Annotated in this window: 23 protein-coding genes; 18 read left to right on the top strand and 5 right to left on the bottom strand. The window is 74.5% G+C overall.

Annotation, left to right across the window (positions count from 1 at the left end; all coding sequences use genetic code 11):
- Positions 1-32 precede the first annotated feature (32 nt).
- The 3 genes from ANAE109_RS19035 to ANAE109_RS19025 form a co-directional block, all read right to left on the bottom strand.
- Complete coding sequence (locus tag ANAE109_RS19035; RefSeq protein WP_012098515.1) at positions 33-914, bottom strand: ATP-binding protein; 882 nt, start codon at positions 912-914, stop codon at positions 33-35.
- A 12-nt stretch (positions 915-926) separates the two neighbouring features.
- On the bottom strand, positions 927-1595 hold the full coding sequence (locus tag ANAE109_RS19030; RefSeq protein ID WP_041448510.1) for a hypothetical protein: 669 nt from the start codon (positions 1593-1595) through the stop codon (positions 927-929).
- Positions 1596-1777: 182 nt separating this feature from the next.
- On the bottom strand, positions 1778-2824 hold the full coding sequence (locus tag ANAE109_RS19025; protein WP_012098513.1) for a serine/threonine-protein kinase: 1047 nt from the start codon (positions 2822-2824) through the stop codon (positions 1778-1780).
- Positions 2825-2914: 90 nt separating this feature from the next.
- Between ANAE109_RS19025 and uppS the strand changes: the two genes are divergently transcribed.
- The 10 genes from uppS (at position 2915) to ANAE109_RS18975 (ending at position 13658) form a co-directional block, all read left to right on the top strand.
- Positions 2915-3682 carry a polyprenyl diphosphate synthase gene (uppS, locus tag ANAE109_RS19020; protein WP_012098512.1) on the top strand — a complete coding sequence of 256 codons (768 nt, stop codon included), beginning with the start codon at positions 2915-2917 and terminating at the stop codon, positions 3680-3682.
- Between the two features lie 3 nt (positions 3683-3685).
- On the top strand, positions 3686-4519 hold the full coding sequence (locus ANAE109_RS19015; RefSeq protein WP_012098511.1) for a phosphatidate cytidylyltransferase: 834 nt from the start codon (positions 3686-3688) through the stop codon (positions 4517-4519).
- Between the two features lie 46 nt (positions 4520-4565).
- Positions 4566-5723 (top strand): 1-deoxy-D-xylulose-5-phosphate reductoisomerase, encoded by a 1158-nt coding sequence (gene dxr, locus ANAE109_RS19010; protein ID WP_041448509.1) that lies wholly within the window; start codon positions 4566-4568, stop codon positions 5721-5723.
- 105 nt (positions 5724-5828) lie between these two features.
- Entirely contained in the window at positions 5829-7505 is a 1677-nt protein-coding gene (gene rseP / locus ANAE109_RS19005; RefSeq protein ID WP_012098509.1) for an RIP metalloprotease RseP, read from the top strand.
- Between the two features lie 10 nt (positions 7506-7515).
- On the top strand, positions 7516-8274 hold the full coding sequence (gene tsaB, locus ANAE109_RS19000) for a tRNA (adenosine(37)-N6)-threonylcarbamoyltransferase complex dimerization subunit type 1 TsaB (RefSeq protein WP_012098508.1): 759 nt from the start codon (positions 7516-7518) through the stop codon (positions 8272-8274).
- A gap of 101 nt (positions 8275-8375) precedes the next feature.
- On the top strand, positions 8376-9830 hold the full coding sequence (locus ANAE109_RS18995) for a site-2 protease family protein (RefSeq protein ID WP_012098507.1): 1455 nt from the start codon (positions 8376-8378) through the stop codon (positions 9828-9830).
- Positions 9831-9842: 12 nt separating this feature from the next.
- Positions 9843-10742, top strand: coding sequence for a TIGR01777 family oxidoreductase (locus ANAE109_RS18990; RefSeq protein ID WP_012098506.1), 900 nt, complete (start codon positions 9843-9845; stop codon positions 10740-10742).
- A gap of 106 nt (positions 10743-10848) precedes the next feature.
- Complete coding sequence (locus ANAE109_RS18985; protein WP_012098505.1) at positions 10849-11871, top strand: aspartate-semialdehyde dehydrogenase; 1023 nt, start codon at positions 10849-10851, stop codon at positions 11869-11871.
- A 153-nt stretch (positions 11872-12024) separates the two neighbouring features.
- A complete protein-coding gene (locus ANAE109_RS23700) occupies positions 12025-12948 on the top strand; it encodes a fibronectin type III domain-containing protein (RefSeq protein WP_012098504.1) in 924 nt (307 codons plus the stop codon).
- Positions 12945-13658 (top strand): MXAN_2562 family outer membrane beta-barrel protein, encoded by a 714-nt coding sequence (locus tag ANAE109_RS18975; RefSeq protein ID WP_012098503.1) that lies wholly within the window; start codon positions 12945-12947, stop codon positions 13656-13658. The genes ANAE109_RS23700 and ANAE109_RS18975 overlap by 4 nt, the downstream gene beginning before the upstream one ends.
- Before the next feature lie 4 nt (positions 13659-13662).
- Here ANAE109_RS18975 and ANAE109_RS18970 read toward each other — a convergent pair whose 3' ends face one another.
- On the bottom strand, positions 13663-14475 hold the full coding sequence (locus tag ANAE109_RS18970) for a carbon-nitrogen hydrolase family protein (protein WP_012098502.1): 813 nt from the start codon (positions 14473-14475) through the stop codon (positions 13663-13665).
- 29 nt (positions 14476-14504) lie between these two features.
- On the opposite strand from ANAE109_RS18970, the gene ANAE109_RS18965 reads away from it, so the two are divergent.
- The 8 genes from ANAE109_RS18965 to ANAE109_RS18930 all read left to right on the top strand — a co-directional run bounded on the left by ANAE109_RS18965 (position 14505) and on the right by ANAE109_RS18930 (position 21154).
- Entirely contained in the window at positions 14505-15137 is a 633-nt protein-coding gene (locus tag ANAE109_RS18965; RefSeq protein ID WP_012098501.1) for an excisionase family DNA-binding protein, read from the top strand.
- Between the two features lie 60 nt (positions 15138-15197).
- Complete coding sequence (locus tag ANAE109_RS18960) at positions 15198-17114, top strand: tetratricopeptide repeat protein (RefSeq protein WP_012098500.1); 1917 nt, start codon at positions 15198-15200, stop codon at positions 17112-17114.
- A gap of 33 nt (positions 17115-17147) precedes the next feature.
- Positions 17148-18014, top strand: coding sequence for an alpha/beta hydrolase (locus tag ANAE109_RS18955; RefSeq protein ID WP_012098499.1), 867 nt, complete (start codon positions 17148-17150; stop codon positions 18012-18014).
- Positions 18015-18127: 113 nt separating this feature from the next.
- Positions 18128-18496 (top strand): polymer-forming cytoskeletal protein, encoded by a 369-nt coding sequence (locus ANAE109_RS18950; RefSeq protein WP_012098498.1) that lies wholly within the window; start codon positions 18128-18130, stop codon positions 18494-18496.
- A 2-nt stretch (positions 18497-18498) separates the two neighbouring features.
- On the top strand, positions 18499-19035 hold the full coding sequence (locus ANAE109_RS18945) for a polymer-forming cytoskeletal protein (protein WP_012098497.1): 537 nt from the start codon (positions 18499-18501) through the stop codon (positions 19033-19035).
- Between the two features lie 15 nt (positions 19036-19050).
- Positions 19051-19869 (top strand): ParB N-terminal domain-containing protein, encoded by an 819-nt coding sequence (locus tag ANAE109_RS18940; protein ID WP_012098496.1) that lies wholly within the window; start codon positions 19051-19053, stop codon positions 19867-19869.
- The gene (locus tag ANAE109_RS18935; protein WP_012098495.1) at positions 19866-20504 is read left to right on the top strand and encodes an orotate phosphoribosyltransferase; all 639 of its coding nucleotides are present in this window, start codon (positions 19866-19868) and stop codon (positions 20502-20504) included. Before ANAE109_RS18940 ends, ANAE109_RS18935 begins: the two co-directional genes overlap by 4 nt.
- Positions 20501-21154 carry a hypothetical protein gene (locus tag ANAE109_RS18930; protein WP_012098494.1) on the top strand — a complete coding sequence of 218 codons (654 nt, stop codon included), beginning with the start codon at positions 20501-20503 and terminating at the stop codon, positions 21152-21154. Before ANAE109_RS18935 ends, ANAE109_RS18930 begins: the two co-directional genes overlap by 4 nt.
- Positions 21155-21173: 19 nt before the next feature.
- On the opposite strand, the gene nadB is transcribed toward ANAE109_RS18930, so the two are convergent.
- Positions 21174-22781: an L-aspartate oxidase gene (gene nadB, locus ANAE109_RS18925; RefSeq protein ID WP_012098493.1), complete on the bottom strand. Its 1608-nt coding sequence runs from the start codon at positions 22779-22781 to the stop codon at positions 21174-21176.
- Positions 22782-22798 lie beyond the last annotated feature (17 nt).

Here is a 22798-nt window from a genome sequence, read left to right as displayed (position 1 = left end):
GTCGCCCCGGCGCCGGAACACGGGAGCCTGCTTCAGCCCCAGAAGCCGCCGCTCCCGGAGCCGTGCCGGTCCTTGCGCAGGTCGTGGCCCGGGTCGAGCTTCACGAAGCTGCACATCTCGTTGAGCCGAGAGTAGATGCGGTCGCCCACGCGCTGCGCGAGCGTCATGGCCTCCGCCTCGCGCTGGAAGTCGGGTGAGCGCGTGCGGACGACGCGCCCCGGCTCCTCGGCAGGCGCGCGCGCCTCGAGGAAGTAGTTCGTGGCGAACAGCGTCGCGAGGCCGGAGTTGAAGCGCCGGCTGATGAGCTCGTCCAGCATGGAGCGCTCCCACTCCGTCCCGCGCTCCTTCCCCAGCTCGTCGATGGCGAGCACCGGGACGGAGAGGAGCGGCCGCAGGGTCTCCATGTGGCTGTGCTTGGCGTCGAACCCGGAGCGGATGTCCGACAGCAGGAGCATGAACTCCACGTAGCGCCCGGAGACGCCCTTCTCGAGCGCGAGGTAGCGCAGCGTCGCCGCGAGGAGGTGCGTCTTGCCGGCTCCCGGGCGGCCGTAGAGCAGGTACCCCTTGGTCGGCGCGTCCTTGCGGAACTTGCGCGCGAAGTCCTCGGCGGCCGTCTTCGCGCGCTGGTGATCCTGGGACCAGCTCTTGAACCCGTCGAACGACGCCTTCGCGATCGCCGCCGGGATGCCGATCTGGTTGAAGAGCCCGATGCGCTCGTCGAGGTGCCGGCACGAGCAGACCTGGGCGACCATCGAGCCGGCGGAGGGCACGAGCGTGTAGCCGCTCCCGCCGCAGCGCGGACAGGCGGACTGACACGTGCAGCGGCGGGCGCGCGCGGTGTGCCCGAGCACCTGCTCCACGACGTAGCCGCTGCCGCCGCAGTCGGCGCAGGAGGTCGTCCCGGGGTCTGGCATGGGGGCCGGAGTCTACACCGAACCGCGCAGGCACGTGACCCCCGCCGCCCGCGCCGCGTCGGCGACGTGCGCGCGGAGCGCGTCCCGGTACGAGCGGCGGCTCGCGCTCCGCGGACGCGGGCCGGCGAGCAGGCGCACGCGGCGGCCGAGCGCCGCGCGCGAGGGGCGCTCGAGGGAGGAGAGCCAGGCGGCGAGGATGCGCCGGTCGCCCTCGGCCAGCGCGGCGTCGAGGTGGGCGAGCGGGCTCCCCGCTGCCGCGGCCGGGGCGAGCGAGTGCCAGGCGGCGCGATACGCGTCGCGCAGGGCGGGGGGCGCCGTCCGTCCGGCCTCCTGGAGGAGCGCGCGCGCCGCCGCGAGCCGCGCCGAGGCGACCGCGTCCTCCCCCGCGGGCGGGGGCGCCTCGCCCACGCGGCCGCTGCGGTAGGCGCGCCACTCGTCCTCGACGGCGAGCCGGAGCGCGCGAAGCGACCGCGGCCGCCGGCCCGCGCCATTCTCGGCGTGCTGCTCCAGGCCGCGCCGCAGGCCGCGGCAGACCACGGCGACCGGGAGGCCGCGCCGCTCCCAGTCGGCGACGACCTCCTCGTCGAGCGGCGACAGCATGAGCCCCGCGCCGCGCAGGCCGAGGAAGTACTCGGACACGACGGCGCCGTAGTCGAGGGCAGAGGAGGGGAGGTCCGACACGGCAGGCGGAGGATACGGGGGAGGTCCGACGAGGGCGGGGCCGGGACGAGGCCGAGCCACTCCCGCTCGCGCTTCCCCCGAGCCCGTCGAGGGGTCAGGGCGAGCGGATCAGAAAATGCCGCTCGCGGTGAGCCTGTGCACGAACCGCGCGCGAGCCGGGTCGACGCAAGCGGGCGCGGCCTTCACACGTCGCGCAGCACGCGCGCGACCTCCTCGGCGGTCGCGGGCCGCCGCGCCGGATCCTTCTGCAGGAGCCGCTCGGCGAGGCGGGACAGCACGGGATCGGCGCCCGGGTTCACCGAGAGCAGCGGCGGCGGGGTGCCGTGGAGGATCTCGCGCCACAGCGCGACGGGGTCGCTCGTGGTGAACGGGGGCAAGCCTGCCAGGAGCTCGTAGAGCATCACGCCCAGGCTGTAGAGGTCGCTGCGCGCGTCGACGTCGTGCCCCTGCGCCTGCTCGGGCGACATGTAGCGGTAGGTGCCCACCACGCGGCCGATGGCGGTGAGGGCCTCCTCCGGGTCCTCCGCCGCGGCCTTCACGAGCCCGAAGTCCATGAGGCGGGCGACGCGCGCGTCGTCGATCATCACGTTCGAGGGCTTGAGGTCGCGGTGCACGAGGCCGGCGGCGTGCACGTACGCCAGCGCGTCGGCGACCTGCGCGAGGGCGCTGCGCAGCCGCAGGAGGCGGCCCGGGCGGCTCAGCGCGGCGAGGAGCTCCGGCGAGGGCGTGGCCACGACGCCACCACTCGACGGCTCGGCGTCGGAGGGCCAGTCGTTCTCGGTGGCGGGCTCGACGAGCATCGCGGCGAGCGCGGCGCGCGCGTCCGGCGGTGGGCCGGCGGCGCTCGTCTCGGTCGCGTCGTCGCCGCGATCGGCGGGCGTGAGCAGCACGTCGAGCGACCCCCGCGGAGTGGTCGGCGCGTCCAGCTCGGGGGAGAGGAAGGCGCGCAGGTCGAGCCCGATGACCAGCTCCATGGCGAGGTACGAGCAGCCGTCCGCGATCCCGGCGTCGTACACGCGCACCACGTTCGGGTGCTCCAGCCTGCGGAGCACCTCGTACTCCCGGGCGAGCCGGCGCGTGGCGGTCGGGTCGGAGGCGGCGGCCGGGCCGAGCACCTTCACGGCGACGAGGTGGCCGGTCGCGAGGTGCCGCGCCCGGTAGACGGTCCCGATCCCACCCCGTCCGAGGACGGAGAGGAGCTCGTACGGGCCGACGTGGCGGGGGGGCACGGCGATCGAGCATACGCCAACCCTCGCCGGCAGGGTCAAACCCGCATTGCGACTGACGTTCGGGCTCGCGGCCGCCCGGCGACCCGTGCTATGAGCCCGCGCGTGTCCGAGGAGACGTCCTCCGTCCAGGAGCTCGAGTCGCGCGTGAAGGCGAGGCCGGTGCCGCGCCACGTGGCGATCATCATGGACGGGAACGGCCGGTGGGCCGAGGCGCGGGGACTCCCGCGCGTGCTCGGGCACCGCGAGGGCTCGGAGGCGGTGCGCGCGGTGACGCGCACGGCGCGGCGCATCGGCGTCCAGGCGCTCACCCTCTACGCCTTCAGCTCCGAGAACTGGGCGAGGCCGGACGAGGAGGTGGGCGCGCTCATGTCGCTGCTCGCCGAGTTCCTCGAGTCCGAGCGCGCCGAGATGATGCGCAACGGCATCCGGCTGAACGCGATCGGCGACCTCGAGCGGCTGCCCGACGTGGTGCGCGAGAAGCTCGCCTCGGTGCGCGCGGAGACCACGGGCAACACGGCGATGACGCTCACGCTCGCGCTCTCCTACGGCGGGCGTCAGGACATCGTGCAGGCCGCGCGCCGCGCGGCGGCCGAGAAGGGCCCGGCGTTCGAGGCCGAGGATCTGGAGGCGGCGCTGTGGACCGCCGGGCTGCCCGAGCTGGATCTGCTCGTGCGCACGAGCGGCGAGCGGCGGATCTCGAACTTCCTCCTCTGGCAGTGCGCCTACGCCGAGCTCCACTTCTCCGAGGTCCTCTGGCCGGACTTCCGCGAGCGGGAGCTCCTCCTCGCCATCCGGGACTTCCAGGGCCGCGAGCGCCGCTTCGGGATGACCGGCGCGCAGCGCTCGGGCCGCACCTAGCGAATGGGCGCGCTCGATCCCAAGAACCGCCACAACCTCGTGCTCCGCGTCACCTCGGCCGCCGTGCTGTTCCCGCTGGCCGTGTGGATCACCTACGTCGGCGGGCTGCCCTTCGCGGTGCTCGCGGGCGGCGCGGCGGCGGTGGCCGCCTTCGAGCTCGTGGTGATGTTCGGCGCGGTCGGGGCGGCCGAGGTCTTCGGGATCGCCGTCGCCGCCGCCATCCCTTTCGTCGCCGCGTGGGAGCCGAGCGGGAACCTGCTGCCGGGGTGGTCCGGGCTCGCGCTCGCCGGCGCGACCATCGTGCTCTTCGTGTTCTCCCTCTTCCGGCGCTCGCCGCTCGAGGAGGTGCCGCGCGCGATGGCGGTCGTCGCGCTGTCGTGGCTGTACTGCGGCGTGCTCCTCGCCTCGCTCGTCGGGCTGCGGCTGCGCTTCGACGTGGGCTGGGTGATCCTCGCCTTCGTGGTGACGTGGGGGAACGACACCTTCGCCTACTTCACCGGCCACGCGCTCGGCCGGCACAAGCTGCTCGAGCGCATCTCGCCGAAGAAGACCTGGGAGGGCTTCGCCGGCGGCGCGGTGGGCAGCGTCCTGGGCGCGCTCGTGACGCGCGCGCTGCTCCTCGAGGACGAGCTCTCCGTCGGGCTCGCCGTGGCGATCGGGCTCGGGGGCGCGCTCCTCGGGCCGCTCGGGGATCTGGCCGAGTCGATGGTGAAGCGCGCGGCGGGCGTGAAGGACTCGGGGAAGATCATCCCCGGCCACGGCGGCCTGCTCGACCGGATCGACGCGCTGCTCTTCGTCGCGCCCTGGGTGTACGTCTGCGCGGCGTACCTCCGGTAGGTCGTCCGGCGGCGCACGCCGCCGCCCCGTGATAGAGATTCGCTCCGTGAAGCGCGTCGCCATCCTCGGCTGCACCGGCTCCATCGGCGTCCAGGCGCTCGACGTGGCTGGCCGCTTCCCCGATCGGTTCCAGGTGGTCGGGCTCGCCGCCGGTCGCAACGGGGCCCGGCTCGCCGAGCAGGTCCTGCGCTTCCGGCCGCGCGTGGTGTCCGCGGCCGACGAGGCCACCGCGCGCGCCGTCCGCGAGATCGCCCCGCCTGGCACGGAGGTCCTCGCCGGGGAGGGTGGGGCGGTCGCGGTGGCCTCGCACGCCGACGTCGACTTCGTGCTCGCGGCGATCTCCGGCGGCGCGGGGCTGCGCTCCACGGCGGCGGCCATCGAGGCCGGCAAGCCGGTGGGCCTCGCCAACAAGGAGTCGCTCGTGCTCGCGGGCGAGCTCCTCACGGCGCGCGCCGCCGCGCGGCGCGTGCCCATCCTCCCGGTGGACTCCGAGCACAGCGCCATCCACCAGTCGCTCGTCGGTCACAACCGGCGCGAGGTGCGGCGCCTCATCCTCACCGCCTCGGGCGGACCGCTGCGCCTCGTGCCCGCCGAGGAGCTCGCGGGGGTCGGCCCCGAGCGCGCCCTCAAGCACCCGAACTGGTCGATGGGCGACAAGATCACCATCGACTCCGCGACCCTGATGAACAAGGGGCTCGAGGTGATCGAGGCGCGCTGGCTCTTCGGCGTCGAGCCGAGCCGCATCGACATCGTCGTTCACCCCGAGTCGATCGTGCACTCGATGGTGGAGTACATCGACGGCTCGATGGTGGCGCAGCTCGGCGTCTCCGACATGCGCGGCCCCATCAGCTACGCCATGGGGCACCCCGAGCGCCTGCCGCTGGAGCTGCCGCCGCTCGATCTCGCCCGGCTGGGCAAGCTCACCTTCGAGCAGCCCGACCCCGCCCGCTTCCCGGCGTACATGCTCGCCTACCGCGCGCTGGAGCTCGGGGGCACCGCGCCGGCCGTCCTCTCCGGGGCGGACGAGGCGGCGGTGGCCGCGTTCCTCGCCCGGCGCTGCCGGTTCCTGGACATCGCCGACGTCTGCGCCGCGGTGCTCGAGGCGCACGTGGTCGAGCCCGTGCGGAGCGTCGAGCAGGCGCTCGCCGCGAGCGAGTGGGGACGCAGAGAGGCAGAGCGCCGGGTCGCCCGTACGGGGGCGTAGGGCCCTCGGCCCCAAGCGGCGCCACGCAGGCTCCACCCGACCGATGAAAGTTTCCGGAGGCCTCCGCGCGAATTCGCACGGTCGCCCGGTTACGATGGGAACGACATGCCGGATCTCCTCCTCAAGGTAGGCTCGATCGCCCTCCTGCTCGGCGGCCTCATCTTCGTGCACGAGCTCGGCCACTTCGTCGTGGCCAAGGCGCTCGGCGTGAAGGTGGTGCGTTTCTCGATCGGGTTCGGTCCCCGGCTCTTCGGGTTCCGGCGCGGCGAGACCGAGTACCGCATCTCCCTGCTGCCGCTCGGCGGGTACGTGAAGATGGCAGGCGACGATCCGAGCGAGGAGCTCGCTCCGGAGGACCGCGGTCGCGGCTTCCTCGAGCAGCCGCCCTGGAAGCGGCTCGTCATCGCCTTCGCCGGCCCCGCCGCGAACCTGGTGTTCCCCGGGATCATCTACTTCGCCCTCATGATCGGCCAGAACGGCGAGCCCACCGCAGGGCCCGTGGTCGGCACGGTCGCGCCCGGCTCCCCGGCCGCGGAGGCGGGGCTCCGCGCCGGGGATCGCATCGTGGCGGTCCAGGCGCCGGGCGCGGCCGCCGCCCCGGTCCGCTACTTCGGCGACCTGCGCGACCTCGTCTCGCCACACCCCGGCGAGCCGCTCTCCTTCCGCGTCGAGCGGGACGGCGCGACGCTCGAGCCGCTGACCATCGTCCCGGCCGCCGAGGTGGAGTCGAATCCCCTCGAGACCATCCGCCGCGGCGTCATCGGGGTCACCCCGTTCTACGCGCCCGCCGTGGTCGCGCCCGCGCGACCCGGCGCCGCCGGAGCGCTGGAGCCGTTCGACCTCGTGGTGTCGGTGAACGGCGAGAAGGTCCGCCACCTCGGCGACCTGGAGCACGCCGTGCGCGGGGCGTCCTGCCAGCCCGTGGCCCTCGAGGTGGTCCGCGAGAAGCCGGTGTCGCTCCCCGGCGCGACGCTCGCGACGTTCGACCCGATGAAGCTCGAGCAGGTGCCGACGTGCGTCGACGGCGGTCCCGCCTTCCTCTCCGCCGACCCCTCGCTGTCCACCTTCGTGGCCGCGGTGGTGCCGGGGAGCCCCGCCGACAAGGCCGGGCTCCGTCGCGGCGACGCGATCGCCGCCATCAACGGGAAGCGGGTCCGCTCGTTCACGCGCGACGTGAACGCGCTCGGGCGCGAGTTCCAGGCCGGCAAGCCCGTCCAGCTCGAGCTCGCCGACGGGCGGAAGACGACGCTGGTGCCGGCCAAGGAGAGCTACGTCGACGAGCTCACCAAGGAGCGCGCCGAGCGGCTCCTGCTGGGGTTCCACCCGGATCGCCGCGCCGTCGTGGACCCGCGCGCGCTCGTCGTCGCCGAGGTGCCGCTGCAGCGCGGTGCGGTGGAGATGGCCGAGCTCGCCTGGCGTCAGCTCTCGGAGGTGGTGCGGCTCACCATGCTCGGCATCCAGCGCATCGTCACGGGCCAGATCAGCTTCAAGACGGTGGGCGGGCCGATCATGCTGTTCTCCATCGCCTCCGAGGCGGCCGAGGAGGGCTGGGCGTCGTTCCTCTTCAAGATGGCGCTCATCAGCGTGAACCTGGGCCTCATGAACCTCCTGCCCATCCCCGTCCTCGACGGCGGGCACATCGCGCAGGCGCTGGTGGAGGGCATCACGCGGCGGCCGCTGTCGCTCCGCGCGCGGGAGATCGCGAACATCGTGGGCATCATCCTGCTGTTCACGCTCATGATCTTCGTGTTCAAGAACGACATCGTGCGGCTCATGGGTTAGAACGCGCGGCATGCTCGTCGCCGCCCTCGACACCGCCACGCTCTCGCTGTCGTGTGCGCTCGTCGAGCTCGGTCCCGGCGGCGCGGCGCGCGTCCGGGCGGAGCGCACGGAGCACGCGCCGGCGCGGCCGGCGCCGGGCGCCACCGGCGGGCACGGCGGCCGGCTCCCGGGCGCGCTGGTCGAGCTCCTCGAGGCCGAAGGGGTCCGGCTCGCGGACGTGGACGCGTACGCGATCGGGATCGGGCCGGGCTCGTTCACGGGGCTCCGCATCGGCCTCGCCACGTGGAAGGGGCTCGCCTACGCGAGCCGCAGGCCCATCGCCGGGGCGTCGAGCCTCGCGGCCATGGCGCTCGCCGCGGCGCCGGACGCGCGCGAGGGCGAGCTGCTCGTGCCGCTCCTCGACGCCAAGAAGGGCGAGGTGTACGCGGGCTTCTACCGCGCTGCGCGCGGCGCGCTCGAGGCCGTGCTGCCGGAGGCGGCGCTCGCGCCGGAGGCGCTCCTCGATCGGCTGGCGGCGCTTCCAGGCGCGGTCGCCTTCGGCGAGGGGTACGCCGCGTACGCCGCCCGGCTGGAGGGGAAGCTCGGCCGCCTCGCCACGTCCATCGCCGCGCCGCGCGCGGCCGCGGTGGCGGCCCTGGCCGCGCCGAGGCTGCAGGGCGCCGCCTTCGACGCGCAGGCCCTCTTCGCCCTCGAGCCCCACTACGTCCGCCCGAGCGAGGCGGAGCTGAAGTTTCCGAAGGGTTTCGGGCCGGGCGCGAGCAAGACCTGACGCCGCCGACGAGGGATCCGTCCAGGGCGGCGGGCGGGCCCGCCCCAACTCGGCTATCTTCCCACGTTCACCCCCGTCGCACGTCGAGGGTCCCGCTCCCGATGGAAGCCGCCGTCTTTCGCCCCGCGCTTCGCAACGTCCTCCCCACGCTGGTCGCCGGCGCTGGCGGCGGCGCGCTCCTCGGGGCCGTCGTGGGCGCGCCGTTCCTGCTCTCGCTCCTGTTCGGCGCGGTCGCGGCCGCGCTGGCGGTGGGGGTCCGGCAGCTCTCGGGAGTGCGCGTCGTGGCGAGCGCCGGCGGGCTCGCCGTGAAGGGCGGGGCGGTCCCCGTCGAGGCGCGCTGGGAAGAGCTCCGGCTCGGCTTCGGGAGGAGCCCGCGCGCGGACGGCTCGTGGCAGCGGTACGCCATCGTGGCCGACGGGCGTGGCCGCTCCTTCGCGTTCGCGGACTTCGCCGGGGCGCAGGCGTGCGAGGCGGTGCGCGGGCTCGACGGGACGGACGTCGAGGTGATGGACCTGAAGGACACCGCCCTCCTCCTCGCCGTGGTGGTGCAGCGCGCGCCGGCGTGGCACGTGCTGCCGCCCGCGCTGCTGGCGCCGCCGGTGATCGAGGCGACCGTCGACCCCGCCGAGCCGGGTGCGCGGAGCGCGCCGCCGCGCCCGCGCATGGGGCTCCTGGGACTGGCGGGCAAGCTCGCGGGCACCGTCGCGAAGGCGGCGAAGACCGCGAACTTCGGCTGGGCCGCCGCGTCGGCGGCGACGTACGGCATCCTCTTCTCCTGGAAGTTCGCGATCGCGCTCCTCGTCCAGCTCTTCGTCCACGAGTACGGTCACGTCCACGCCATGCGGAAGACCGGGATGAACGTGCGCGGCATGTATTTCGTCCCGTTCCTCGGGGCGATCGCGGTCACGGACGACGCGTTCACCTCGCGCCGCCAGCAGGCCTACGTGGCGCTGAACGGGCCGCTGTGGGGATCGATCTTCGCGCTCGTGCCGGTTGGTCTCTGGTTCTGGACCCGCGATCCGCTGTTCGCCGCCGTCGCCGCGTGGTGGGCGGTCATCAACCTCTTCAACCTGCTGCCCATCGCGCCGCTCGACGGCGGCCGCGTCATGCAGGCCTTCGCCTTCTCCTTCTCGTCGAGCCTGGGCGTCGCGCTCACCATCCTCGGCCTGGGCGCGGCGGTGGGCGTGGGGACGGTGCTCGGCTACGAGCTCGTGTGGATCATCGCGCTCCTCGGGGCGCTGGAGCTCGTCGCCGAGGCGCAGTCGCGCGCGGGCGGCCGGGCGCTGCGGCTCCTCCCCGAGCGCGCGCGCTTCGGCCCCGCCCACTTCCGCTACCTCCGCGCGGTGGCCGGACCGCCGCTCGGCTCGCCGTCCGAGGTGCTCTTCGCGCGCGACCTCCAGCGGATGGAGCAGGCCGCGCGCGCGGAGCCGCTCCGGCCGCTCGAGGTCGCGGCGTGGGGGCTCGGCTACGCCGCGCTGGCCGGCGGGCTGCTCGCGCTCGTGCACTTCATGTCGCACGTGCCCGGCGCGAACGTGGCGGCACAGATCCTGTCGTAGAGGAGGACGGCCATGCACGTCTTCGTCACCGGCGCGACCGGGCTCATCGGCCGCGCGGTCTGCGGCGAGCTGCTCGGCGCGGGTCACGAGGTGACCGCGATCTCTCGGAGCGCGGGGGCAGCCCGGAGGCTGCCGGGCGGGGCGCGCGTGGTGAAGGGCGACCCGACCGAGCCGGGCGCGTGGGAGGAGACCCTCGCGGCGTGCGACGCGTGCGTGAACCTCGCGGGCGAGCCGATCGTCGAGGGGCGCTGGACGGCGGCGAAGAAGCGCCGCATCCGTGAGAGCCGCGTCCGCGCGACGGCGCGCATCGCCGCAGTCGTCCGCGCCGGCGGGCCGCGCGTGGTCGTCTCGGGCAGCGCCGTGGGCTACTACGGGTCGCGCGGCGACGAGCTCCTCGACGAGCGCTCGGCGCCGGGAGAGGGCTTCCTCGCCGAGGTGTGCCGGGCGTGGGAGGAGGCCGCCGCGCCCGCCGCCGCCCGGGCCCGGGTGGTGCTGCTGCGCACCGGGATCGTCCTCTCGCCGGCGGGCGGCGCGCTGCCGAGGCTGGTCCGGCCGTTCCGGCTCTTCGCGGGCGGGCCGCTGGGCAGGGGCGACTTCTGGATGCCCTGGATCCACCTCGCCGACGAGGTGGGGCTCGTGCGCTTCGCGCTCGAGGACGCGCGGGTGGACGGGCCGCTCGCGGCGAGCGCGCCGGAGCCGGTGCGCAACCGGGACCTGGCGCGCGCGATCGGGAAGGTGCTCGGCCGCCCGAGCCTGCTCCCGGTGCCGGAGCTGGCCGTGCGGCTCGCCGTCGGCGAGGCCGCCGCGGAGGTGCTCGCGAGCCAGCGGGTGGTGCCCCGCAAGGCCCTCGAGCTCGGGTACCGCTTCCGCTTCCCCGCGCTCGAGGCGGCGCTCAGGGATCTGTTGAGGTGACCACGAACGCGACCCCTCGACCCATCGCCACCGCTCGTGGTTCGACAGGCTCACCACGAGCGGTAATTTTCGCGTGACGCTCCCGACAAACCTTCAGGAGAACCCCGTGTCCAAGCTCCCCATGACCCTCGCCCTCGTCGGCGCCACGGGCGAGGTCGGGCGCGCCGCGCTCGACGCGCTCGACCAGCTCGACCTGTCCGTGAAGGCGCTCCGCCCGTACGCGTCGCCGCGCTCCGCGGGCGAGACCGTCGAGTTCCAGGGCGACGACCTGCGCGTCGCCGCCCTCTCCCAGGACGCCTTCCGCGGCTGCGACGTCGCCCTCTTCTGCGTGCCCGCAGAGGTCGCGCGGGAATGGGCGCCGCGCGCGTGGGCGGAGGGCTGCGCGGTCGTCGACGTCTCTCCCGCGTTCCGCGCGGACCCCGACGTCCCTCTCGCCCTCGCCGAGCTGAACCCCGAGGCGCTCGCCCGGTTCCGGGCGCGCGGGATCGTCGCCACGCCGGGCCCCACCGCGACCGCCGTCGCGCTCGCGCTCGCGCCCTTCCGGGCGGCCGGCGTCGAGCGGGTGGTGGTGTCCACCTACGAGCCCGCCTCCGGCGCGGGCCGGGCCGGCGTCGCCGAGCTCGAGCGCGAGGCGCGCGACCTGCTCGGCCTCACGGAGCCCGATCCCGCCGCGCGCTTCCCGCACCGGCTCGCGTTCAACCTCATCCCGCAGGTGGGAACCTTCGGGGAGCACGGGGCGACCGACGAGGAGGCCGGCGTCGTCCGCGACGCGCGGCGGGTCCTCGGCGTGCCCGGGCTGCGCCTCACCGCCACCGCCGTGCGCGTCCCCGTCTTCTACGGTCAGGCCGCGGCCGTGAACGTCACCACGCGCGAGAAGCTCGGCGCGAGCGAGGCGCGGGAGCTGCTCCGCGGTGCGCCGGGCGTGAAGGTGGTGGACGCGCCGGGGGAGGGCATCTACCCGATGCCGATGCTCGCCGCGAACGAGGACGCGGTGCTGGTCGGGCGCGTGCGCGAGGACCCCTCGCAGGATCGCGGCCTCGACCTGTTCCTCGTGGTGGAGAACACGCGCAAGGGCGCCGCCACGAACGCGCTGCAGCTCGCGCGGCGGCTCGCGGAGGAGCACCTCTAGCGAGCTGCCAATTTGTCAGGCGCGGCGCGCGGCGCTGCCAAATTGGCGGCACACCCGCGCCGGGAGGGGCCGTGGCACTGGAAAAGGGCCGGCCTCGCGCGGGGATCGTTCCCTTGCCCCCCTGGCGCTCAGGTTGCAGAATCGGCGCCCACCATGCACCGCGCCCTCCTCCTCCTGGCCCTCTTCGTCCCCGCGCTCGCCGGCGCCCAGACGAACGGGACGGGCACGATCTCGTTCGTCCCCGACGCGAACATCGGCCAGACCGAATGCGACCCCGCCAACGGCGAGACCGTCAACGTCCGCTGGACGGCGACCGGCACGAGCCTCGGCGCCGGGACGTACAAGGTCTACGCCTCCACGCGGGCACCGAAGGCCGACACGACCGACGGGGTGAAGCTCTGCGACACGGGCAACATCCCGGCGGACGGGGTGTTCGCCGGCAAGATCGGCGGCGACATCGGGTCCACCTCGAGCACGGGCACCCAGAACGCCGACCTCCTCACCTCCGACTTCGTCCGAGCGACGGCTGCGGCCGACGCGGCGAGCTGCCCGGCCGACGCGACGCGCACCATCTACGTCTGCGTGCATTTCTTCCCGACCGGCCAGAGCTCCGCCACCGCCTCGGCGACGGGGCAGCTCGAGCTCGACCTGAGGGGCCCCGCGAAGCCGGTCAACGTGGTGGTCACGCCGGGCGAGGAAGGGCTGCGGGTCGACTGGGACGAGGGGACCGCGACCGGCGGGCAGGCCGACACCGTCTACTACCGGATCCAGGCGCAGTCGACGGATCCGCGCGATACGCGGCTTCACGACCAGGGCAACTTCACGGGCGAGAGCGGGCGCATCGACGGGCTCCTGGAGGGCGTGACGTACCAGGTGACCGTCATCGCCTTCTCCGCGGCGGACAACGGCACGCCCTCCGATCCGGTCCCCGGCACCCCGGTGCCGGTGTCGGACTTCTTCGAGCACTACGACGAGAGCGGAGGGAGGGAGCAGGGCGGCTGCGCGAGCGGGCCCGCCGGAGCGCTCGGGCTCCTCGGGGCGGCGCTCGCCCTCGCGCTGCAGCGGAGGCGCCAGTGAACGCGAAGGTCCTCCTCGCGCTCGCCCTCGCGGCGGCCGCGCTCCCCGCCGGCGCGCAGGTCTCCTCCGCACGCTGGGGCTCGTTCGAGCTGGGCGCGGGCAAGTACACGCCGGACGTCGACTCCGAGTTCGCGACCAGCCCCGGGCCGTACGAGCAGACCCTGGGCGGCAGCGGCTGGGTGTTCCGGGTGGGCGCCTCGAAGGCGCTCCTCTCGAACGAGCTCGGCGCGATCGAGCTCGGCCTGCGCACCGGATACTTCTCGAAGAGCGGGAAGGGGCTGCAGGCGAACCCGGACGGCTCCGGAGGCACGGTCCGCTCCGGTGACGACACCCGGCTGTCCATCGTGCCGACGAGCGCGACGGTCACCCTCCGCTTCGACTGGCTCGCCGAGCGCTACCGCTTCGTGCCGTTCTCCTTCTACGGGCGCGCGGCGCTCGAGCGATACAACTGGTGGGTCACCGACGGCAACGGCGACTGGTCCGAGAAGGGCGCGACGAACGGCTGGTCCGTCACCGCCGGCGCGGCGCTGCTCCTCGACGCCTTCGACCCGTCGCTCGCGCGCGAGCTCGACAACGACACCGGCGTGAACCACACCTACCTGTTCTTCGACGTGACGCACGCGGTGGTGGACGACTTCGGCTCCAGCAAGAGCTGGGACCTCTCCACCGACGGCGTCTCGCTGCAGGGCGGGCTGATGCTGGTGTTTTGAGCCGCTACAGCTTCCTGTGCTTCAGCGCCGGCAGCTCCAGGCGCGAGCGCTCGAGCCGGTCGCGCCGGAAGGGCGCCACGCACACGCCCTCGCCGTCGGGGCAGCGCGCCAGCACCACGCCCCACGGATCGACGATCATGGCGTTCCCGAACGTCTGCCGGTTCGCCGAGTGTCGCCCGACCTGCGCCGGCGCGATCACGTAGGCGAGGTTCTCGATGGCGCGGGCGCGCACGAGCACCTCCCAGTGATCCTTCCCGGTGAAGAGCGTGAACGCGGCGGGGATGGTGATCACCTCGGCGCCGAGGCTCGCGAGCTTCCGGTACAGCTCCGGGAACCGCAGGTCGTAGCAGATGGTGAGGCCGAGCCGCCCGAGCGGCGTCGGCGCGATGACGACCTTGTCGCCCGGCACGACGCCCTCCGACTCCGCGTAGCGGGCGCCGTCGGGGATGTTCACGTCGAACAGGTGGATCTTGCGGTAGGCGGCGACGATCTGCCCGTCGTCCGCGATGAGCGCGGAGGTGTTCGCCGTGCGCCGCGGATCATCCACCTTCTCCGAGATCGAGCCGGCCACGATGAAGATGCCGCGCCGCCTCGCCAGCTCGCGCAGCACCCCCAGCGTGGGGCCGTCGAGCGGCTCCGCTCCGGCGATGCGCCCCTCTTCGGGGCCCATGTAGGAGAAGTTCTCCGGGAGTGCCACGAGCCGCGCGCCCAGGTCCGCCGCTTCTTCGAGCAGCCGGACGGCGACCTCCAGGTTCCGCGCCCGGTCGGCGGAGGAGGTCATCTGGACCGCGCCCATGAGGTAAGCGGACGGCGCCATGCCGATCTCCTTAGCATGTTCGAGGCGCCATGAACCGCTACTACACGACGTTCGAGGCCGCCCGCCTCCTCGGCGTCTCGCTCCCCACGGTGGTCAACTGGATCAAGGCGCGCCGCATCAAGGCGCACCGCACGCCAGGTGGACACCGGCGGATCGCGCGCGAGGATCTGGCGGCGTTCATGATCCGGCACGGCATGCCGCTGCCGGCGGACCTCGACGACGCGGCGCACGCCCGCCGCAAGGCGCTCGTCATCGCCGAGGGAGGCCCCGCGCGCGAGGGGACCGTCCGCCAGCTCGCGGCGGCCGGGTACGCCGTCGAGCAGGCGTCGCCCGGGTTCGCGGCGGGCGCCGCCGTGGTGCGCTTCGCCCCCGACGTCCTCGTCATCCACGCGACGGCCGAGGACGGGGGCGAGGTGCTGCGGGCGCTGCGGGCGGATCGCGACCTCGCCGGCACCCCGATCGTCGCGCTCGGGCACCCGGACTGGATCCCGCAGCTACAGGAGGCGGGCTGCGCCGTCGCGATCGCCCGGCCACCCGCGGACGGGGTGCTCGAGGCGGCGGTCGCGAGCGCCCTGGGCGCGGGGTCCGGGGGCGGCGCCGGTGGCGGAGGATCGCCCACCTCGCGTCGCAGGCGCGGGCCGCGGCGCCCGTCCACGGATTGAAGCGCCGAGGGGGCGCCGCTATGCTCGGGTTCGCTCCCGGCGGGCGCCCGCCCGCTCTCCATGCGCACCGTCGCGCGTCACGTCCTCGTCCTCGCACTGCTCGCCGCAGCGGGCGCCCCGCGCGCTGCGCCCCTCACGCGGCCCGGCAGGAGCGCGGACGGGGCCGGCTCGAAGCGCTGGGCCTCGGCGCGCGCCATCGCCGGCTACCTCGAGGCGCATCGGCGTGCGCGGGCGGGTGACCCGCGCGGCGCCGTCGACGCCCTCAGGCTGGCGGTCGCGCACGACGGGACGAGCCCCGAGCTGCGCGTCTCGCTCGCCGAGGCGCTGCTCGAGCTGGACCGCTTCGACGCGGCGGAGGCCGAGGCGCGCAAGGCCCTGGAGCTCGCGGGCGGCGCCGGCCGGACGGCCTCGGAGGCGCACGTGCTCCTCGCCCGGCTCGCGGCGGGGCGCGATCGCATCGAGGAGGCGACGCTCGAGCTCCGCCGCGCCGTTCGCCTCGAGGCGGACCTCGCCGCGCGGGGCGAGCGCGCGGACGCGCTGCCGTGGAGGCTCCTCGCGGACCTCTACCTCGACCTGGGGGACGAGGCCGCCGCGGCGCGGACGCTGGAGGATCTCGGCCCGCACGCGCCGGCCGAGGCCGCCGCCGGGCTGCGGGAGCTGGGGCGCGCGCTGCTCGATCGCGGTCAGCCGGGCCGCGCCGAGCACGGCCTGCGGCGCGCCGCGGAGCTGGATCCGGCCGAGGTGGAGGCGCTCCGCCTGCTCGCGGCGGCGCACGAGGCGCTCGGGCGTGACGGCGAGGCGCGCGACGACCACCTCGCGGTCCTGCGGCGAGAGCCGGACGACGCCGCCTCGCTCGTCGCCCTCGGTCACCTCGCCGCGCAGGCGGGCGACGCCGAGCGGGCGCGGGAGTGGTTCCGCCGCCACGCGCGCGCCGCGGGGGACCGGTCCGAGGCGCACCTGCGCATCGCGTTCGAGTGGCTCGAGGCCGGCCGGCCCGCCGACGCGCTCGCCGCGGCGCGCCAGGGGCTCGGGGAGGTGGGCCCCGACGCGCGGCTCCGCTTCGCGGAGGGGCTGGCGCTGCGCGAGCTGCGCCGCTACCCGGAGGCCGCGACGGCCCTGCAGGCCGTCCCCCCGAGCGCGGACGTCTACTGGATCCCGGCGCGGGTGGCCCTCGCCGACGCGCTCTCCCGCGCCGGTCGTCACGCCGAGGCGGAGCGCGCGCTGGCGGCGCCCCTCGCCGACTTCCCGAAGGACGTCCGGCTCGTCCTCGCGCGCGCCGCGGCGCTCTCCCGCGCCGGCCGGCGCGCCGAGGCGGTCGCTCTCCTGAGGGGGGCGGCGAGCGAGAAGACCCGGGCGAAGGCGGAGGTGGCCGAGCTCACGGCCGCGCTCGCCGACGCGCTCGTGAGGGCGGGGAAGGCGGCGGAGGCGGTGTCGGCGCTGCGCAGCGCGCTGGCCTCGGATCCCCGCGACCAGGCGCTGCTCTACGCGCTGGGCGCCACGTACCACCGGGCCGGGCAGCTCGACGCGGCCGTCGCACAGATGCAGGCGCTCCTCGCGCTCGTCCCGGATCACGCCGAGGCGCTGAACTTCATGGGCTACGCGCTCGCCGAGCGCGGCACCCGGCTGGACGAGGCGGAGCGGCTCGTCCGGCGCGCGGTCGAGCTGAGACCCCGCTCCGGTCACGTCCGCGACTCGCTCGGGTGGGTGCTCTTCCGGCGCGGCGAGTACGCGCGCGCGGCGGAGGCCCTCGAGCAGGCCGACGCGCTCGCCGGACCCGACGCCGTGATCCTGGAGCACCTCGGGGACGCCTACCGCGCCCTCGCGCGGACCGCCGACGCGGCGCAGGCGTACCGGCGCGCCCTGGGCGCGGGAGAAGACGGCGGTGAGGACGCCGACGACGGCCCGAGGCGGAGAGCGGGGATCGAGCGCAAGCTGCGCGAGCTCGGCGCGACGGCCCGATCCCGCGCGACCCCTTGACCGCGCGGACCCCGGCCGTTACGAGTGCCAGGGATGACGGTCCCCTCGTTCCCCTCCGAGGCGGAGGCGCGCCACGAGGAAGGGTTCCTCAACTCGTCGGACCACCTCCGCCTGTTCTGGCAGCGCTACACCCCGGCGTCGCCCCGCGGCACGGTGGTGGTGCTCCACGGCGCCGGGGATCACTCCGGCCGCTACCCGGCGGTCACCACGGCGCTCGTCCGCGCCGGCTTCCAGGTCGCGCTCGTCGACCTCCGCGGCCACGGGCAGTCCGACGGGCGGCGCTGGCACGTGGACGCGTTCTCCGACTACGTCGCGGACCTCTCCGCGTTCATCGCGAAGCTCCGCGCCGACGGCGCGAGCGGCAAGCTCTGGATCCTCGCGCACAGCCACGGGGCGCTCGTCGCCGCGGCGTGGGGGCTCGAGCACGGGCGCGACGTGGACGGCTTCGTGCTCTCGTCGCCCTACTTCCGGCTCGCGCTCCGTCCGCCGATGGCGAAGGTCCTCGCCGCGAAGCTCGCCGGCCGGATCGTCCCCTGGCTGCCGATCTCGGCGGGCCTCGACGTCCAGGACCTCACCTCGGATCCCGAGCTGCAGCGCTGGACCGCCCGCGATCCGCTCTACTCCCGCTCCACCACGCCCCGCTGGTTCGGCGAGTCGACGCGGGCGCAGCTCACGGTGCTGCGCCGGGCGGCGAGGTTCGAGGCGCCCCTGCTCGTGCTCGCCGCGGGCGCCGACCGGATCGCCGACGTGGCCGCGGCGCGCGCGTTCGTCGACGCGGCCCGGTCCGCCGACAAGCGGCTCAGCGTGTACGACGGGTTCCGACACGAGATCTTCAACGAGATCGAGCGCGATCGGCCCATCGCCGAGGCGATCGCCTGGCTCTCGTCCCACGCGAAGTGAAGAGGCGTTCAGGCGGGTTGACGCCCCCTGGAGAGGCCCTCTATCCTGCCCCGGTCTTTCACTCCACGCGGCTCCCGCGCGACGGAAGTGAAGCTCCCGGAGGACGTCTGAAAATGGCTGGCATCGAGAAGGTCCCGGCGCCCCGCAGCGGCGCGCACACGGTGATCGGAAGCTCGATCGTGATCGACGGCGAGATCTCGGGCGACGAGGACCTCGTCATCCAGGGCACCGTCAAGGGCCGCATCAGCCTGCGCGAGAGCCTCTACGTCGAGGGCTCGGGCGTCATCGAGGCGGACATCGAGACCGCGAACGTCGAGGTGTCCGGGCAGGTGACGGGCAACATCGCCGCGAGCGACAAGGTCGAGCTGAAGGCCGATTGCAAGGTCGTGGGCGACATCCGCGCCCCGCGCATCCTGATCGCCGACGGGGCGCTCTTCAAGGGCAACGTCGACATGGACGTCAAGGAAACGAAGGGGAAGTGACCGTGGCGACCATTGACGGCAGCACCATCATCGGCGAGTCGATCCTCATCAGCGGCTCTCTCAACGGCGACGAGGACCTCACGGTCCGCGGCCGGGTCGAGGGCACGCTCACCCTCACGAAGACCCTCGTGGTCGAGCCGACCGGCGTCGTGAAGGCCGAGGTCCAGGTCAAGAACTGCATCATCTCCGGCGCCATCGTCGGCAACGTCACCGCCAGCGAGTCCGTCGAGATCACCCGCGAAGGCCGCATGGTCGGCGACATCAGCTCGCCGCGCGTGATCATCGTCGACGGCGCGAGCTTCCGCGGCCGCATCGACATGGGCGAGGTGGACGTGGAGGCGGAGCGCGAGACGCGCACCGTCGCTCGCCCGGCCCCGCTGCCCGTCCGCCCGTCGCTCCGCCCCGCCCCGCGCCCGGCTCCGATCGAGCGCAAGAGCGAGGAGAAGACCGTCGCGGTCGCCGCGCCCAAGCCGCTCGTGCCCCCTGCGCCGGTCGCCATGGGCGCGGTGAAGCGCAAGGTGATCGTGAAGCGCAAGTAGTCGGCGAGGCTCGCCGTGGAGCACGAGCCGCGCACGACGGCGCCCGCCCATGCGACGGGCGCCGTCGCGTTCGTACCCCTCGCCGCCGTCGACGACGACGCGACGTACCGGGTGCGCCCGGAGGGCGACGTCTCGCACCTGGCGGCCTCCATCGGCCGCCTCGGGCAGCTCTCGCCCGTCGAGCTGCGGCCGCACCCGACGGCGCCAGGCCGCTACCAGGTCATCGCCGGCTTCCGGCGCCTCGCGGCGCTCCGGATGCTGATGCGCGAGCGCGTGCTCGCGCGCATCCACGAGCGGCTCGAGGACGACGACGCCTGGGGGATCGCCCTCGCCCAGGCGCTCCTCACCGAGCCGCTCGACGGCGAGGCGCTGCTCGCCCTCCGCACACGGCTCGCCGAGAGCGGCGTGGCGCCCTGGGCGGACGAGCTCGTGGACGAGGCGCGCGTGCGCGCGCCGGTGGAGCCGGAGCTGCGCGAGCGGTTCTTCGCGTTCCTGGAGGCGGGCGCGCCCGCCTCCGCCCCCGCCTCCGCGCCTGGCGAGCCCCCTTCGGCGGAGCCCGAGGGCGGCACGCCCCCGGTCGACGAGGACGCCGCGTTCGAGCGAGAGCTCGAGGCGGACGAGGCGGAGCGGGAGCCCCCGGGCGAGGTCGAGGTGGAGGTCACGCCCGACGAGCTCGCCGAGGACGTCGCGCGCCGGCTATGGGAGCTGAACCAGGACCTCGCGCTCGCCGCGGGCGCCTGGGCCGAGCTGCCGCCCGAGGGGCGTCACCAGATCCTCGCGCAGGCCCGCTGGCTCGCGGCGCTCCTGCCGCACCTCGAGGGAGACGACGAATGAGCCTCGACACCGATCGCGCCCGGCTCCTCGAGCTGCTGCGCGCCCTCTCCTTCGAGCGGCGGAAGGTCATCCTCGCCTCCGGCAAGGAGAGCGACTTCTACGTGGACTGCAAGCGGACCACGCTCACCGCCGAGGGCCACGTGCTCGTCGGGCGCCTGCTCTTCGACCGGGTGCGCCGCATCACGCCGCTCGTGCGCGGCGTGGGCGGGCTCACGCTCGGCGCCGACCCCATCGCCAGCGCCATCGCGCTGACGAGCTTCCTGGAGTACGAGGCTCGGCGAGCGCAGGGGCAGCCGGATGAGGCTGCCCCGGAGCGAGCGGGGGGTCCGGGGGGGCAGTATCCCCCCGGCACGATCGACTCCTATGTCGTCCGCAAGGAGCCGAAGGGGCACGGCACCGGCCAGTGGATCGAGGGGCGCAAGACCATCCCCGACGGCAGCCGGGTGGTCGTGATCGAGGACGTGGTGACCACCGGCGGGAGCGCGCTCAAGGCCATCGAGCGCTGCCGCGTCGAGAAGCTCGAGCCGGTCGCGTGCCTCGCGCTCGTCGACCGGATGGAGGGCGGACGCGAGGCCATCGAGGCGCAGGGCGTCCCGCTCCAGGCGCTCTTCACTCGCCAGGACTTCCTCGGATGAGGCGGACCACGCTCGCCCGCGCCGCGCTCGCGCTCGCCCTCGTCGGCGTGGCCGGCGTCGGCTGCAGACTCCGCGCGCGCACGCCGACGCCCGGTCCGCAGGAGGGCGAGTGGGCGCTGAAGCGCGACGCGGCGACCCGGCGCGATCTGCTCTACGACGGCCTGGACCACCGCGCGACCGCCACCGCCACGCACCTCTCGCTGCCGGTGCGCGAGGCGCGCGCCCGGCGGCTGTCGGAGTGGAGGGGCTGGACGGCCGAGGAGCTCGAGCGCCGGCTCGCGGTGGAGCGCGCCGAGGCCGCCGCCGGCGAGGAGTTCCTCGTGGTGTTCTACACCGCGACGTCGAAGAACAACGATCTCGACGCGCCGCGGAGCATCTGGCACCTCGCGGTGAAGAGCGAGGCGGGCGAGCTCGTGAGCTCCGAGGCGCACGCCGTCGACCTGGACGAAGAGCTTCGCATGCTCTTCCCGTGGGTCGGCCCCTTCGACGTGGCGTACCAGGTGCGCTTCCCGATGCCGGCCGAGGGTCCGCTCGCCGACGAGGGCTACGTGCTGGAGATCGCGAGCGCCCTCGGGATGCTCGAGCTCGACTACACCTCGCCGCCGCTGCCGACGCCGCTCATCCAGCCCGCGCCGCCAGAGCGGCAGTGATCGTCAGCGCCCCCGGGCTCTACTCCAGGTCGCCGCGCGTGAGCACCGTGTCGCGCAGCCAGCGATCGTCGCTCTTCGGGTAGTCGAGGAGGTAGTGCAGGCCGCGCGACTCCTTGCGCTGCCGGGCGCACTCCACGATCAGCATCCCGACGTCTGCCAGGTTGCGCAGCTCGACGAGGTCCGGCGTGAGCCGGTACTGCCAGTAGTAGTCGCGGATCTCGTTTCGCAGCAGGGCGATGCGCGCGCGGGCGCGCTCGAGCCGCTTCTGCGTGCGGACGATCCCGACGTAGTTCCACATCACCCGCCGGACCTCGTCCCAGTTGTGCGCGACGACGACGCCCTCCTCGGGCGCGAGCGCGTCGCCGGGGTTCCAGTCCGGCACCGGCGGCGGCGGGCCGCTGCCCTCGGAGAGGTCCTCCACCGCGCGCAGCGCCGCGCGGCGCCCGAACACGAGCCCCTCGAGCAGCGAGTTCGAGGCGAGCCGGTTCGCGCCGTGCAGGCCGGTGCAGGAGACCTCGCCGATGGCGTACAGGCGCGGGACCGAGGTGCGGCCGACGAGATCGGTGACGACGCCGCCGCACTGGTAGTGGGCCGCCGGCACGACCGGGATCGGCTGGACGGCCATGTCGATCCCGAACTCCTTGCAGGTCGCGTAGATGTGCGGGAAGTGCTCGAGCAGGAAGCCCTTCGGCAGGTGCGTCATGTCGAGGAACGCGCAGTCGTCCCCGCGCCGCTTCATCTCGGCGTCGATCGAGCGCGCCACGATGTCGCGCGGGGCGAGCTCCTTGCGCGCGTTGTAGCGCGACATGAACGCCTCGCCGGCGGCGTTGCGCAGGATCCCGCCCTCGCCGCGCAGCGCCTCGCTGATGAGGAAGCTCTTCGCCTGCGGGTGGAAGAGGCAGGTGGGGTGGAACTGGAAGAACTCCATGTTCGCGATGGCCGCGCCCGCGCGATAGGCCATCGCCACGCCGTCGCCGGTCGCGACGTCCGGGTTGGAGGTGTAGAGGTACACCTTGCCCGCGCCCCCGGTGGCGAGGATGGTCACGCCCGCGGAGACGGTGGTGACGTCGCCCGTGTCGCGGCGGAGCACGTAGGCGCCGAGCACCCGGTTCGGCCCGCCGAGCCCGGCCTTGCCGCTCGTGACGAGGTCCACCGCGACGTGGTCCTCCTCGATGCGGATGCCGCGCGCCGCGCAGGCGGCGAGGAGCGCTCGCTCGATCTCGCGCCCGGTCGTGTCCTTCGCGTGGGCCACGCGCCGGCGCGAGTGCCCGCCCTCGCGCGTCAGGTGGAGGCGGTCCGGGGCCTCCCGGTCGAGCTCCACCCCGAGCGAGAGCAGCCAGTGGATCCGCTCGGGGCCCTCGCGGACGGTGACCTCGACCGCCTCGCGGCGGCAGAGCCCCGCGCCCGCGATCAGCGTGTCCTGGATGTGGAGGTCGAAGTCGTCGTCGGGGCCCAGCACCGAGGCGACGCCGCCCTGGGCGTACTGCGTGGAGCCCTCCGAGCGCTGTCGCTTGGTGAGGACGAGCACCGATCCGTGACCCGCGGCCTCGAGGGCGAAGCTGAGGCCCGCGACGCCCCCGCCCAGGACGAGGAAGTCGAAGTGCTCGCGCGCAGAGAGGGCGTTCATGGCGTTCTCCTGTAGCG

The organism is Anaeromyxobacter sp. Fw109-5 (assembly GCF_000017505.1).
Classification (GTDB): domain Bacteria; phylum Myxococcota; class Myxococcia; order Myxococcales; family Anaeromyxobacteraceae; genus Anaeromyxobacter.
Note: the sequence above shows the minus strand (reverse complement) of the source record. Positions and strands in the feature narration are given on the sequence as shown.

What these genes read in the sequence shown, in the direction of transcription:
- ANAE109_RS19035 (WP_012098515.1), bottom strand. Translation starts at nt 914, where the DNA reads ATGCCAGACCCCGGGACGACCTCCTGCGCCGACTGCGGCGGCAGCGGC.
- uppS (WP_012098512.1), top strand. Translation starts at nt 2,915, where the DNA reads ATGAGCCCGCGCGTGTCCGAGGAGACGTCCTCCGTCCAGGAGCTCGAG.
- ANAE109_RS19015 (WP_012098511.1), top strand. Translation starts at nt 3,686, where the DNA reads ATGGGCGCGCTCGATCCCAAGAACCGCCACAACCTCGTGCTCCGCGTC.
- rseP (WP_012098509.1), top strand. Translation starts at nt 5,829, where the DNA reads ATGCCGGATCTCCTCCTCAAGGTAGGCTCGATCGCCCTCCTGCTCGGC.
- tsaB (WP_012098508.1), top strand. Translation starts at nt 7,516, where the DNA reads ATGCTCGTCGCCGCCCTCGACACCGCCACGCTCTCGCTGTCGTGTGCG.
- ANAE109_RS18995 (WP_012098507.1), top strand. Translation starts at nt 8,376, where the DNA reads ATGGAAGCCGCCGTCTTTCGCCCCGCGCTTCGCAACGTCCTCCCCACG.
- ANAE109_RS18990 (WP_012098506.1), top strand. Translation starts at nt 9,843, where the DNA reads ATGCACGTCTTCGTCACCGGCGCGACCGGGCTCATCGGCCGCGCGGTC.
- ANAE109_RS23700 (WP_012098504.1), top strand. Translation starts at nt 12,025, where the DNA reads ATGCACCGCGCCCTCCTCCTCCTGGCCCTCTTCGTCCCCGCGCTCGCC.
- ANAE109_RS18970 (WP_012098502.1), bottom strand. Translation starts at nt 14,475, where the DNA reads ATGGCGCCGTCCGCTTACCTCATGGGCGCGGTCCAGATGACCTCCTCC.
- ANAE109_RS18965 (WP_012098501.1), top strand. Translation starts at nt 14,505, where the DNA reads ATGAACCGCTACTACACGACGTTCGAGGCCGCCCGCCTCCTCGGCGTC.
- ANAE109_RS18960 (WP_012098500.1), top strand. Translation starts at nt 15,198, where the DNA reads ATGCGCACCGTCGCGCGTCACGTCCTCGTCCTCGCACTGCTCGCCGCA.
- ANAE109_RS18955 (WP_012098499.1), top strand. Translation starts at nt 17,148, where the DNA reads ATGACGGTCCCCTCGTTCCCCTCCGAGGCGGAGGCGCGCCACGAGGAA.
- ANAE109_RS18950 (WP_012098498.1), top strand. Translation starts at nt 18,128, where the DNA reads ATGGCTGGCATCGAGAAGGTCCCGGCGCCCCGCAGCGGCGCGCACACG.
- ANAE109_RS18935 (WP_012098495.1), top strand. Translation starts at nt 19,866, where the DNA reads ATGAGCCTCGACACCGATCGCGCCCGGCTCCTCGAGCTGCTGCGCGCC.
- ANAE109_RS18930 (WP_012098494.1), top strand. Translation starts at nt 20,501, where the DNA reads ATGAGGCGGACCACGCTCGCCCGCGCCGCGCTCGCGCTCGCCCTCGTC.
- nadB (WP_012098493.1), bottom strand. Translation starts at nt 22,781, where the DNA reads ATGAACGCCCTCTCTGCGCGCGAGCACTTCGACTTCCTCGTCCTGGGC.